Annotated in this window: 12 protein-coding genes; all 12 read left to right on the plus strand. The window is 51.4% G+C overall.

The genetic code is table 11. The features are described from left to right. Window positions 1-97: 97 nt before the first annotated feature. The 12 genes from frr to rnhB all read left to right on the plus strand — a co-directional run bounded on the left by frr (window position 98) and on the right by rnhB (window position 12,324). The gene (gene frr / locus OGV71_RS05130) at window positions 98-655 is read left to right on the plus strand and encodes a ribosome recycling factor (protein ID WP_003018547.1); all 558 of its coding nucleotides are present in this window, start codon (window positions 98-100) and stop codon (window positions 653-655) included. 110 nt (window positions 656-765) lie between these two features. Further along, window positions 766-1,962: a 1-deoxy-D-xylulose-5-phosphate reductoisomerase gene (ispC, locus tag OGV71_RS05135; RefSeq protein ID WP_003845810.1), complete on the plus strand. Its 1,197-nt coding sequence runs from the start codon at window positions 766-768 to the stop codon at window positions 1,960-1,962. A 187-nt stretch (window positions 1,963-2,149) separates the two neighbouring features. Further along, window positions 2,150-2,908: a (2E,6E)-farnesyl-diphosphate-specific ditrans,polycis-undecaprenyl-diphosphate synthase gene (ispU, locus tag OGV71_RS05140; protein ID WP_071696627.1), complete on the plus strand. Its 759-nt coding sequence runs from the start codon at window positions 2,150-2,152 to the stop codon at window positions 2,906-2,908. A 12-nt stretch (window positions 2,909-2,920) separates the two neighbouring features. Beyond that, on the plus strand, window positions 2,921-3,778 hold the full coding sequence (cdsA, locus tag OGV71_RS05145; RefSeq protein ID WP_003018541.1) for a phosphatidate cytidylyltransferase: 858 nt from the start codon (window positions 2,921-2,923) through the stop codon (window positions 3,776-3,778). 11 nt (window positions 3,779-3,789) lie between these two features. Then, window positions 3,790-5,142, plus strand: a complete 1,353-nt coding sequence (gene rseP / locus OGV71_RS05150) for a sigma E protease regulator RseP (protein WP_003018539.1) — start codon at window positions 3,790-3,792, stop codon at window positions 5,140-5,142. A 29-nt stretch (window positions 5,143-5,171) separates the two neighbouring features. Continuing rightward, window positions 5,172-7,595, plus strand: a complete 2,424-nt coding sequence (bamA, locus tag OGV71_RS05155; protein ID WP_016149580.1) for an outer membrane protein assembly factor BamA — start codon at window positions 5,172-5,174, stop codon at window positions 7,593-7,595. Window positions 7,596-7,717: 122 nt separating this feature from the next. Further along, entirely contained in the window at window positions 7,718-8,203 is a 486-nt protein-coding gene (gene skp / locus OGV71_RS05160) for a molecular chaperone Skp (protein ID WP_003018533.1), read from the plus strand. 3 nt (window positions 8,204-8,206) lie between these two features. Continuing rightward, window positions 8,207-9,232: a UDP-3-O-(3-hydroxymyristoyl)glucosamine N-acyltransferase gene (gene lpxD, locus OGV71_RS05165; protein ID WP_003018531.1), complete on the plus strand. Its 1,026-nt coding sequence runs from the start codon at window positions 8,207-8,209 to the stop codon at window positions 9,230-9,232. A 103-nt stretch (window positions 9,233-9,335) separates the two neighbouring features. Beyond that, on the plus strand, window positions 9,336-9,791 hold the full coding sequence (gene fabZ, locus OGV71_RS05170) for a 3-hydroxyacyl-ACP dehydratase FabZ (RefSeq protein WP_003018528.1): 456 nt from the start codon (window positions 9,336-9,338) through the stop codon (window positions 9,789-9,791). A 3-nt stretch (window positions 9,792-9,794) separates the two neighbouring features. Continuing rightward, entirely contained in the window at window positions 9,795-10,583 is a 789-nt protein-coding gene (gene lpxA, locus OGV71_RS05175) for an acyl-ACP--UDP-N-acetylglucosamine O-acyltransferase (RefSeq protein ID WP_003018525.1), read from the plus strand. Then, window positions 10,583-11,731, plus strand: coding sequence for a lipid-A-disaccharide synthase (lpxB, locus tag OGV71_RS05180; protein WP_003018522.1), 1,149 nt, complete (start codon window positions 10,583-10,585; stop codon window positions 11,729-11,731). The genes lpxA and lpxB overlap by 1 nt, the downstream gene beginning before the upstream one ends. Beyond that, window positions 11,728-12,324, plus strand: a complete 597-nt coding sequence (gene rnhB, locus OGV71_RS05185) for a ribonuclease HII (protein WP_003018518.1) — start codon at window positions 11,728-11,730, stop codon at window positions 12,322-12,324. Before lpxB ends, rnhB begins: the two co-directional genes overlap by 4 nt. Window positions 12,325-12,327 lie beyond the last annotated feature (3 nt).

A 12,327-nucleotide genomic window follows, 5' to 3' on the forward strand; every position in this document is an offset into this window, starting at 1 on the left:
CGCGGGATACGTCCCTCAAAATTAATCAAGACTATACTTGTCACATCTTGCGCGGCGGGTATGGTCTGACTGAAACAAGCTTTCAAGGATTCGTAACGTGATCAACGATATCAGAAAAGATGCTGAAGTACGCATGGACAAATGCGTCGAAGCGTTCAAAAACCAAATCAGCAAAATTCGCACGGGTCGTGCTTCTCCTAGCCTGCTGGATGGTATTGTCGTGGAATATTACGGCACACCGACTCCGCTGCGCCAGCTGGCAAGCGTAACGGTTGAAGATTCCCGTACCCTGAAAATCAACGTGTTTGACCGTTCTATGGGGCCAGCCGTTGAGAAAGCTATCATGGCTTCCGACCTCGGTCTGAATCCAAGCTCTGCGGGTTCCGACATCCGCGTTCCGCTGCCGCCGCTGACCGAAGAACGTCGTAAAGATCTGACCAAGATCGTGCGTGGCGAAGCTGAAGGCGCGCGTGTTGCGGTACGTAATGTACGCCGCGATGCAAACGACAAAGTGAAAGCGTTGTTGAAAGAAAAAGAGATCAGCGAAGATGACGATCGCCGTTCTCAGGACGACGTACAGAAACTGACTGACGCTGCAATCAAGAAAGTTGATGCGGCGCTGGCAGAGAAAGAAGCGGAACTGATGCAGTTCTGATTCGCCTGTACGCTAAAAACGCCGCTTAGAAGGCCTGAGAAGGCTGGATGGCGGCGTTTTGCTTTTTTCTGTCTATATACCTTAAAGGGTAAAATTCTTCTGGATGTCTCATGAAGCAATTAACCATCCTGGGATCAACCGGTTCCATTGGTTGCAGTACGCTGGATGTAGTACGCCATAACCCGGAAAAATTTCGTGTTGCTGCGTTGGTGGCGGGTAAAAATGTCGCCCGCATGGTAGAGCAATGCCTGGAGTTTTCTCCTCGCTATGCGGTAATGGACGATGAAAAAAGCGCTGCGTTGGTAAAAGCAGCTCTGCTGGAGCAGGGCAGTCGCACTGAGGTCATGAGCGGTCAGCAGGCTGCCTGTGATATGGCTGCGCTGGATGATGTTGATCAGGTCATGGCTGCAATTGTCGGCGCAGCGGGCTTATTGCCAACGCTGGCGGCAATTCGTGCGAGCAAAAGTATTTTACTGGCGAACAAAGAGTCTCTGGTGACCTGCGGTCGTCTGTTTATGGACGACGTGAAACGCCACAAAGCGCAGCTTTTGCCGGTAGATAGCGAGCATAACGCGATTTTTCAGAGTTTACCGCAACCTATCCAACACAATCTGGGATACGCTGACCTTGAGCAAAACGGCGTCATGTCAGTTCTGCTTACCGGGTCTGGTGGCCCATTCCGTGAAACGCCATTGCGCGATCTGGTCTCTATGACCCCCGATCAGGCATGTCGTCATCCGAATTGGTCGATGGGACGAAAAATCTCTGTCGATTCCGCCACCATGATGAACAAAGGTCTGGAATACATTGAAGCGCGTTGGCTATTTAATGCCAGTGCAAGCCAGATGGAAGTGCTGATTCACCCGCAGTCGGTTATTCATTCGATGGTCCGTTATCAGGATGGTAGTGTTCTGGCGCAGTTGGGTGAACCGGACATGCGTACACCTATTGCCCATACCATGGCATGGCCAGAACGAGTGACGTCCGGTGTTAAGCCTGTCGATTTTTGCAAACTCAGTGCGCTGACGTTTTCTGCACCTGATTACCAGCGTTATCCGTGCCTGAAACTGGCGATGGACGCGTTTGAGCAAGGGCAGGCGGCGACGACCGCACTTAATGCCGCGAATGAAATTACCGTTGCCGCGTTTCTGGCGCAGCAGATCCGATTTACCGATATTGCTGACCTGAATTTATCCGTGCTGGATAAGATGGATTTGCAGGAGCCGCAGAGCGTTGATGACGTGCTGAAGGTTGATGCCATCGCGCGGGACGTCGCCAGAAAAGAAGTGATGCGACTCTCAAGCTGATGATAATCCCTCTACGGAGAATCGTGCTATTTGTTAGCGTTGGGCTTCAGTGATATAGTCTGCGCCACCCGATCGCGGGTATTTGCTTTTTTTCGGTCGGGTAAGCCGTGGTTTGACACGGCTTTTTTGTGGATGGGCTTCAGTATTCCTGAGTACCGTAAATCCTTTCAGGGACTAATAACGCGTTATGTTGTCTGCAACTAAACCATTAAGCGAAAATTTGCCAGCACATGGTTGTCGCCATGTCGCAATTATCATGGATGGCAATGGCCGCTGGGCGAAAAAGCAAGGGAAGATTCGCGCCTTTGGGCATAAGGCCGGAGCAAAATCCGTCCGCCGGGCTGTCTCTTTTGCTGCCAATAACGGTATTGATGCGTTAACGCTGTATGCCTTTAGCAGTGAGAACTGGAACCGACCTGCGCAGGAAGTGAGCGCGTTAATGGAACTGTTTGTGTGGGCACTTGATAGTGAAGTGAAAAACCTGCACCGCCATAACGTACGTCTGCGTATTATCGGGGATATCAGTCGATTTAACTCTCGTTTGCAAGAACGGATTCGCAAATCAGAAGCGATTACTGCCCAGAATACCGGGTTGACGCTGAATATTGCAGCGAATTACGGTGGACGGTGGGATATAGTCCAGGGGGTCAGGCAACTGGCACAACAGGTGCAGGATGGTCTGCTGCATCCAGAGCAAATCGATGAAGAGATGCTTGGGCAGCAAATTTGTATGCATGAACTGGCTCCTGTGGATTTAGTGATAAGGACTGGGGGAGAGCATCGAATTAGTAATTTTCTGTTGTGGCAAATTGCCTATGCCGAACTTTACTTTACGGATGTTCTCTGGCCCGATTTCGATGAACAAGACTTTGAAGGTGCGCTGCATGCCTTTGCTAATCGTGAGCGTCGTTTCGGCGGCACCGAGCCCGGTGATGAAAAAGCCTGATGGGGGTCGCTTTTGCTGAAGTATCGCCTGATTTCTGCTTTTGTTTTAATACCCGTTGTCATCGCGGCGCTGTTTTTGCTGCCGCCGGTGGGGTTCGCCATTGTCACGCTGGTCGTTTGTATGCTGGCCGCCTGGGAATGGGGACAGTTAAGCGGTTTTACCACGCGTACACAGCGAGTCTGGCTGGCGGTTTTGTGCGGGCTATTGCTGGCGCTAATGCTGTTCTTACTGCCGGAATACCATCGCAATATTCATCAGCCGCTGGTTGAAGTATCGCTGTGGGCGTCGCTGGGCTGGTGGGTAGTGGCGCTGTTGCTGGTATTGTTTTATCCCGGCTCTGCGTCGGTCTGGCGTAATTCCAAAACATTACGCATAATTTTCGGCGTGTTAACCATTGTTCCGTTCTTTTGGGGAATGCTGGCGCTACGTGCATGGCACTATGATGAGAATCATTATAGTGGCGCGCTATGGCTGCTGTATGTCATGATCCTCGTTTGGGGAGCGGACTCTGGTGCGTATATGTTTGGTAAGCTGTTTGGCAAACATAAGCTGGCACCGAAGGTTTCTCCTGGTAAAACCTGGCAGGGTTTTATTGGCGGACTCGCCACTGCGGCCGTGATCTCATGGGGTTATGGCATGTGGGCGAATCTTGAAGTTGCGCCTGTCACCTTGCTCATTTGCTCCATCGTTGCAGCCCTGGCCTCCGTGCTGGGTGACCTGACCGAGAGTATGTTTAAGCGTGAAGCAGGTATTAAGGACAGTGGTCACTTAATTCCAGGACACGGTGGTATTCTGGACCGTATTGATAGCCTGACGGCTGCGGTACCGGTCTTTGCCTGCCTGTTGTTACTGGTATTCAGGACGCTCTAACGGATGGTCTTATGCTGAGTATTCTCTGGAATCTGGCTGCATTCATTGTCGCACTTGGTGTGCTTATCACCGTGCATGAATTTGGTCATTTCTGGGTTGCGCGGCGCTGCGGAGTCCGCGTCGAACGCTTTTCCATTGGTTTTGGAAAAGCGCTTTGGCGGCGTACCGATAAATTAGGTACGGAATACGTTATCGCCCTGATTCCCCTCGGCGGTTACGTCAAAATGCTGGATGAGCGCGCTGAACCAGTCGCACCGGAGCTGCGCCATTACGCTTTCAACAATAAAACGGTTGGACAACGCGCAGCCATCATCGCCGCAGGTCCGATTGCAAACTTCCTTTTTGCTATTTTCGCTTACTGGCTGGTGTTTATCATCGGTGTCCCTGGCGTTCGTCCGGTTGTTGGTGAAATAACACCCAACTCAATTGCCGCGCAGGCGCAAATTCAGCCGGGTACGGAACTAAAAGCGGTTGATGGTATCGAAACCCCTGATTGGGATGCCGTGAGATTGCAACTGGTAGCCAAAATTGGCGATGAGCATACGACTCTCAGCGTAGCGCAGTTTGGCAGTAACCAGCGCCAGGACAAAACGCTGGATTTACGTCAGTGGGCATTTGAGCCAGACAAAGAGGATCCCGTCTCCAGTTTAGGGATTCGTCCGCGCGGTCCGCAGATTGAACCGGTGCTGTCAGAAGTGCAGGTTAACTCCGCTGCAAGTAAGGCAGGTTTGCAAGCAGGCGACAGGATCGTTAAAGTCAATGGTCAGCCGCTGACGCAATGGATGACGTTTGTGACGCTGGTGCGCGATAATCCGGATAAGCCGTTAGCGCTAGATATTGAAAGACAAGGAAGTTCCTTGTCTTTAACGTTAACCCCAGATTCAAAACAAGTTAACGGGAAGGCAGAAGGTTTTGCGGGCGTGGTGCCTAAAGTTATTCCTCTGCCTGATGAGTATAAGACTGTACGCCAGTATGGGCCATTCAGCGCCATCCTCGAAGCCTCGGATAAAACGTGGCAGTTGATGAAGCTGACGGTCAGTATGCTGGGAAAATTGATTACCGGTGATGTAAAACTGAACAACCTCAGTGGGCCGATTTCTATCGCCCAGGGGGCTGGGATGTCAGCGGAGTTCGGGGTTATTTATTACCTGATGTTCCTTGCGCTTATCAGCGTGAACTTAGGGATAATCAACCTGTTTCCGTTGCCCGTTCTTGACGGGGGGCATCTGCTGTTCCTGGCGATTGAAAAGCTGAAGGGCGGTCCGGTATCCGAGCGGGTTCAAGACTTTAGTTATCGCATTGGCTCTATCTTGCTGGTGTTGTTAATGGGGCTTGCACTTTTCAATGATTTCTCTCGGTTGTAAGAGAGTGTTAGGAAGAACGCATAATAACGATGGCGATGAAAAAGTTGCTCATAGCGTCGCTGCTGTTTAGCAGCGCCACCGTATACGGTGCTGAAGGGTTCGTAGTGAAGGACATTCATTTCGAAGGCCTACAGCGAGTCGCCGTTGGTGCGGCTCTCCTCAGTATGCCGGTGCGCACAGGCGACACGGTTAATGATGAAGACATCAGTAATACCATTCGTGCTCTGTTCGCCACCGGTAACTTTGAGGATGTCCGCGTCCTGCGCGATGGTGATACCCTTCTGGTTCAGGTAAAAGAGCGTCCGACGATTGCCAGCATCACTTTCTCCGGTAATAAATCGGTGAAAGATGACATGCTCAAGCAAAACCTCGAGGCGTCTGGCGTGCGTGTTGGCGAGTCTCTGGATCGCACCACGCTTGCCGATATCGAAAAAGGCCTGGAAGATTTCTACTATAGCGTCGGTAAGTACAGCGCCAGTGTGAAAGCGGTGGTGACGCCGTTGCCGCGTAACCGCGTTGACCTCAAGCTGGTCTTCCAGGAAGGTGTTTCGGCGAAGATCCAACAGATCAATATCGTCGGCAACCATGCCTTCACGACTGACGAACTTATCTCTCACTTCCAGTTGCGTGATGAAGTACCGTGGTGGAACGTGGTGGGCGATCGCAAATACCAGAAACAGAAACTGGCGGGCGACCTTGAAACCCTGCGCAGTTACTATCTGGATCGCGGTTATGCCCGCTTCAATATCGATTCCACTCAGGTCAGCCTGACGCCGGATAAAAAAGGTATCTACATCACCGTTAACATCACAGAAGGCGAGCAGTACAAGCTTTCTGGTGTTCAGGTGAGCGGTAACCTGGCCGGTCACTCCGCCGAAATTGAGACCCTGACGAAGATCGAGCCAGGTGAACTCTATAACGGCACCAAAGTGACCAAAATGGAAGATGATATCAAGAAGCTCCTGGGTCGCTATGGCTATGCCTATCCGCGCGTACAGTCGCAGCCTGAAATCAACGACGCTGACAAAACCGTTAAATTACGCGTAAACGTGGATGCGGGTAACCGTTTCTATGTGCGTAAGATTCGTTTTGAAGGTAACGACACCTCTAAAGATTCCGTTCTGCGTCGCGAAATGCGTCAGATGGAAGGTGCATGGTTGGGCAGCGATCTGGTCGACCAGGGTAAAGAGCGTCTGAACCGTCTGGGTTACTTTGAAACAGTTGATACCGATACTCAGCGTGTTCCGGGCAGCCCGGATCAGGTTGATGTAGTCTACAAGGTCAAAGAGCGTAATACCGGTAGCTTTAACTTCGGCGTCGGTTACGGTACCGAGAGCGGTGTGAGCTTCCAGGCTGGCGTTCAGCAAGATAACTGGTTAGGTACCGGTTATTCTGTTGGCATCAACGGCACCAAAAACGACTACCAGACCTATACTGAGTTGTCTGTGACTAACCCGTACTTCACCGTTGATGGTGTGAGCCTGGGTGGCCGTGTCTTCTATAACGACTTTGAAGCGAATGATGCGGATCTGTCCGACTATACCAACAAAAGTTATGGTACAGACGTAACGCTTGGCTTCCCGGTAAACGAATACAACACGTTGCGTGCCGGCCTGGGTTATGTACATAACAAACTGTCCAACATGCAGCCGCAGGTTGCGATGGATCGTTATCTTGAGTCAATGGGCGAGACCAATACCAACAGCTTTGCCGCTGATGACTTCACCTTTAACTACGGTTGGACGTACAACAAACTGGACCGTGGATATTTCCCAACGGACGGTACACGCGTCAACCTGAACGGTAAAGTGACCATTCCGGGTTCTGATAACGAATACTACAAAGTGTCGATGGATACCGCGACCTATGTGCCGATCGATGACGATCACAAGTGGGTGGTTTTAGGACGTACGAAGGTAGGCTATGGCGACGGCATTGGCAGCAAAGAAATGCCGTTCTATGAGAACTTCTATGCAGGTGGTTCCAGCACCGTGCGTGGCTTCCAGTCGAATACTATCGGTCCAAAAGCAGTCTACAAAAACGGTGCTTACGCCAGTGGTTCTGATAATAGTGACTACGAAGAGTGTTCCAACGCAGACGGTAAAGACTGTAAATCGGATGACGCAGTGGGCGGTAACGCCATGGCTGTCGCCAGCCTGGAGTTTATTACCCCAACGCCGTTCATTAGCGACAAGTATGCCAACTCGGTTCGTACCTCGTTCTTCTGGGATATGGGTACCGTTTGGGATACTAACTGGCAGGATAGCGCTCAAACACGTGCTATAGGTGTGCCGGACTACAGTGATCCAAGTAATATCCGTATGTCAGCGGGTATCGCTTTACAATGGATGTCCCCATTGGGGCCGTTGGTTTTCTCCTACGCCCAGCCGTTCAAGAAGTACGATGGAGACAAAGCGGAACAGTTCCAGTTTAACATTGGTAAAACCTGGTAATTGTTCTTCGCAAAGGAATGTAGTGGTAGTGTAGCGATGACTTTAGGCGATCTTGCATGGGATTGCCTGGCCACGCAAAGAACTGCACCTTCGGGTGCAAATGGGATGGTAAGGAGTTAATTGTGAAAAAGTGGTTATTAGCTGCAGGTCTCGGTTTAGCGATGGCAACGTCCGCACAAGCGGCTGACAAAATTGCAATCGTCAACATGGGTAGCCTGTTCCAACAGGTTGCACAGAAGACAGGCGTTTCTGCTACGCTGGAAAACGAGTTCAAAGGCCGTGCCAGCGAACTGCAGCGTATGGAATCCGATCTGCAATCTAAGATGCAGCGTCTGCAATCAATGAAAGCAGGTAGCGATCGTACCAAGCTGGAAAAAGACGTTATGGCTCAGCGCCAGACTTTCTCTCAGAAAGCTCAGGCTTTTGAGCAGGATCGTGCGCGTCGCTCCAACGAAGAACGTGGCAAACTGGTTACTCGTATCCAGACTGCTGTGAAATCTGTTGCCAGCAGCCAGAGCATCGATCTGGTCGTTGACGCAAACACCGTTGCATACAACAGCAGCGATGTAAAAGACATCACCGCTGACGTACTGAAACAGGTTAAATAAGTAATGCCTTCAATTCGACTGGCTGATTTAGCAGAGCAGTTGGATGCAGAATTACACGGTGATGGCGATATCGTCATCACCGGCGTAGCGTCCATGCAATCTGCGCAAACTGGCAATATCACGTTCATGGTGAATCCTAAGTACCGTGAACACTTAGGCGTATGCCAGGCTTCTGCCGTAGTAATGACGCAGGACGATCTTCCTTTTGCTAAAAGTGCCGCGTTGGTAGTGAAGAATCCCTATCTGACCTATGCACGTATGGCGCAAATTCTAGATACCACGCCTCAGCCTGCACAGAACATTGCACCGAGTGCAGTGATCGATGCAACGGCGAAGCTGGGTAATAATGTCTCTGTGGGCGCAAATGCGGTCATTGAGTCTGGCGTAGAACTGGGTGATAACGTCGTTATCGGCGCAGGCTGCTTCGTCGGAAAAAATACTAAAATCGGTGCAGGTTCACGCTTGTGGGCGAATGTGACGATTTACCACGACATTCAGATCGGTGAGAATTGCCTGATCCAGTCAAGCACTGTCGTTGGATCTGATGGATTTGGTTACGCGAACGATCGCGGTAACTGGGTAAAGATCCCGCAGCTTGGTCGCGTGATTATCGGCGATCGCGTCGAGATCGGCGCTTGTACCACCATTGACCGTGGTGCTCTGGACGATACTGTGATCGGTAATGGTGTTATCATTGATAACCAGTGCCAGATTGCGCATAACGTTGTGATTGGCGACAATACGGCAGTAGCCGGTGGCGTCATTATGGCGGGTAGCCTGAAGATTGGCCGTTACTGCATGATTGGCGGCGCCAGCGTGATCAATGGGCATATGGAAATATGCGACAAAGTCACGGTGACTGGCATGGGTATGGTGATGCGTCCTATCACCGAACCTGGCGTCTATTCCTCAGGCATTCCGCTACAACCCAATAAGGTATGGCGTAAAACAGCTGCACTGGTGATGAATATTGATGATATGAGCAAGCGCCTCAAAGCGATTGAGCGCAAGGTTAATCAACAAGACTAAAGCACCGTTTTTGCATGTCTGACTTTTCGGCCTGTCCCATTCATACGATTGCGACAGGCCGTGTTATTATTGCCTTTTAGTATATTTTGACAGGAAGAGTATTTTGACTACTAACACTCATACTCTGCATATTGAAGAGATTTTAGAACTTCTGCCGCACCGTTTTCCGTTTCTGCTGGTTGATCGCGTGCTGGATTTTGAAGAAGGTCGTTTTCTGCGCGCAGTGAAAAATGTATCCGTTAACGAGCCTTTCTTTCAGGGCCACTTCCCGGGTAAACCTATTTTCCCTGGCGTATTGATTCTGGAAGCGATGGCACAGGCTACCGGTATCCTTGCGTTTAAAAGCGTAGGAAAACTGGAACCAGGCGAACTGTATTATTTCGCGGGTATTGACGAAGCACGCTTTAAGCGTCCTGTCGTGCCTGGCGATCAGATGATCATGGAAGTGACTTTCGAGAAAACGCGCCGTGGCCTGACCCGTTTTAAAGGGGTTGCGCTGGTCGACGGTAAAGTTGTGTGCGAAGCAACGATGATGTGTGCCCGTAGCCGGGAGGCCTGATACGTGATTGATAAATCCGCCTTTATTCACCCGACCGCCATTGTAGAAGAGGGCGCCAGCATTGGTGCCAATGCTCACATTGGCCCATTTTGTATTGTTGGACCCCATGTTGAAATTGGTGAGGGTACCGTACTGAAGTCTCACGTTGTCGTGAATGGCCATACAAAAATTGGTCGCGATAACGAGATCTATCAGTTTGCCTCCATCGGTGAAGTTAACCAGGATCTTAAATATGCTGGCGAACCGACCCGTGTGGAAATTGGCGATCGCAACCGCATCCGCGAAAGCGTCACCATTCATCGTGGCACAGTGCAGGGCGGTGGAGTGACGAAGGTGGGCAGCGATAACTTACTGATGATTAATGCGCATGTCGCGCATGATTGTACGGTAGGAAACCGCTGTATTCTGGCGAATAACGCCACGCTTGCCGGACATGTTTCGCTGGATGATTTTGTTATCATCGGCGGCATGACTGCGGTGCATCAGTTCTGCATCATCGGTGCTCATGTAATGGTTGGCGGCTGTTCTGGTGTAGCCCAGGACGTGCCTCCGTACGTTATCGCCCAGGGCAACCACGCGACGCCGTTTGGCGTCAATATCGAAGGTCTGAAGCGTCGTGGATTCACCCGCGAAGCGATTACCGCGATTCGTAACGCCTACAAAGCGTTGTACCGTAGTGGTAAAACGCTGGAAGAAGTGAAACCAGAAATCGCGGAACTGGCGAAACAGTACCCCGAAGTTCAGGCTTTCAGCGACTTCTTTGAGCGCTCAACGCGTGGCCTGATTCGTTAATGACTGAACAGCGTCCTTTAACGATTGCCCTCGTCGCCGGAGAAACCTCCGGCGATATTCTTGGTGCAGGGTTAATCCGTGCACTCAAGGCTCGCGTTCCCAATGCGCGTTTTGTTGGTGTGGCGGGTCCGCTGATGCAGGCCGAAGGCTGTGAAGCCTGGTACGAAATGGAAGAGCTGGCGGTCATGGGCATTGTTGAAGTGCTCGGACGTCTGCGCCGTTTACTGCATATTCGTGCCGACCTCACTCGCCGATTCACCGACTTAAAGCCGGATGTTTTCGTTGGCATTGATGCACCTGATTTCAACATTACCCTCGAAGGGAACTTGAAAAAACAGGGCATTAAAACCATTCATTATGTCAGTCCGTCCGTCTGGGCGTGGCGACAGAAACGCGTTTTCAAAATAGGCAGATCCACCAACATGGTGCTGGCCTTTCTGCCTTTCGAAAAAGCGTTTTATGACAAATTTAACGTCCCGTGCCGCTTTATCGGTCATACCATGGCGGATGCCATGCCGTTGGACCCGGATAAAAACGCGGCACGTGATATTCTGGGCATTCCTCATGACGCTCACTGCCTGGCGCTACTGCCAGGAAGCCGTGGTGCAGAAGTGGAGATGCTCAGCGCCGATTTTCTGAAAACGGCGCAACTATTACGCCAGCATTATCCGGATCTCGAAGTGGTGGTGCCGTTGGTGAATGCCAAACGTCGCGAGCAGTTTGAACGCATTAAAGCGGAAGTTGCACCGGAGCTTTCCGTACATCTGCTCAATGGTATGGGACGTGAAGCAATGGTGGCCAGCGACGCCGCACTGCTGGCTTCAGGTACCGCCGCGCTGGAATGTATGCTGGCAAAATGCCCGATGGTGGTTGGCTACCGTATGAAACCCTTCACCTTCTGGCTGGCGAAGCGTCTGGTGAAGACTGATTACGTTTCGCTACCTAACCTGTTGGCGGGAAGAGAACTGGTTAAAGAGCTGTTGCAGGAAGAGTGTGAACCGCAGGCGCTGTCGCAAGCGCTGTTGCCGTTGCTGGCGAAGGGTAAAACCAGCCATGCGATGCACGACACATTCCGTGAACTGCACCAGCAGATCCGTTGCAATGCTGATGAGCAGGCAGCGGATGCGGTCCTGGAGTTAGCGCAATGATTGAATTTGTGTATCCGCATACGCATTTAGTGGCGGGTGTGGATGAAGTCGGACGCGGCCCTTTGGTCGGCGCGGTCGTCACTGCTGCCGTCATTCTGGATCCGGCTCGCCCTATTATCGGTCTTAACGACTCAAAAAAACTGTCAGAAAAACGTCGCCTGGCGCTATTTGATGAAATTAAAGAAAAGGCGTTAAGCTGGAGCCTGGGTCGGGCGGAACCGCATGAAATCGACGAACTGAACATTTTGCATGCTACCATGCTGGCCATGCAGCGTGCGGTTGCGGGTCTGCATATTGCGCCCGAATACGTGCTGATTGACGGCAATCGTTGCCCGGCATTACCGGTACCGTCGATGGCGGTGGTCAAAGGTGATAGCCGTGTGGCGGAGATCAGCGCCGCATCGATTCTGGCAAAAGTGACCCGTGACGCTGAAATGGCGGCGCTGGATACGGTTTTTCCACAGTATGGTTTTGCACAGCACAAAGGTTATCCAACCGCATTTCATCTGGAAAAATTGGCACTGCATGGTGCGACTGAGCACCATCGCCGCAGCTTTGGCCCCGTCAAACGCGCACTGGGACTCTCGTCCTGATTC

It is taken from the genome of Citrobacter sp. Cf088, from assembly GCF_030334295.1.
Taxonomy (GTDB): domain Bacteria; phylum Pseudomonadota; class Gammaproteobacteria; order Enterobacterales; family Enterobacteriaceae; genus Citrobacter; species Citrobacter freundii.

Coding starts and splice junctions, on each gene's coding strand:
- lpxD (WP_003018531.1), top strand. CDS start 8,207: ATGCCTTCAATTCGACTGGCTGATTTAGCAGAGCAGTTGGATGCAGAA.
- rseP (WP_003018539.1), top strand. CDS start 3,790: ATGCTGAGTATTCTCTGGAATCTGGCTGCATTCATTGTCGCACTTGGT.
- lpxB (WP_003018522.1), top strand. CDS start 10,583: ATGACTGAACAGCGTCCTTTAACGATTGCCCTCGTCGCCGGAGAAACC.
- ispU (WP_071696627.1), top strand. CDS start 2,150: ATGTTGTCTGCAACTAAACCATTAAGCGAAAATTTGCCAGCACATGGT.
- rnhB (WP_003018518.1), top strand. CDS start 11,728: ATGATTGAATTTGTGTATCCGCATACGCATTTAGTGGCGGGTGTGGAT.
- ispC (WP_003845810.1), top strand. CDS start 766: ATGAAGCAATTAACCATCCTGGGATCAACCGGTTCCATTGGTTGCAGT.
- bamA (WP_016149580.1), top strand. CDS start 5,172: ATGGCGATGAAAAAGTTGCTCATAGCGTCGCTGCTGTTTAGCAGCGCC.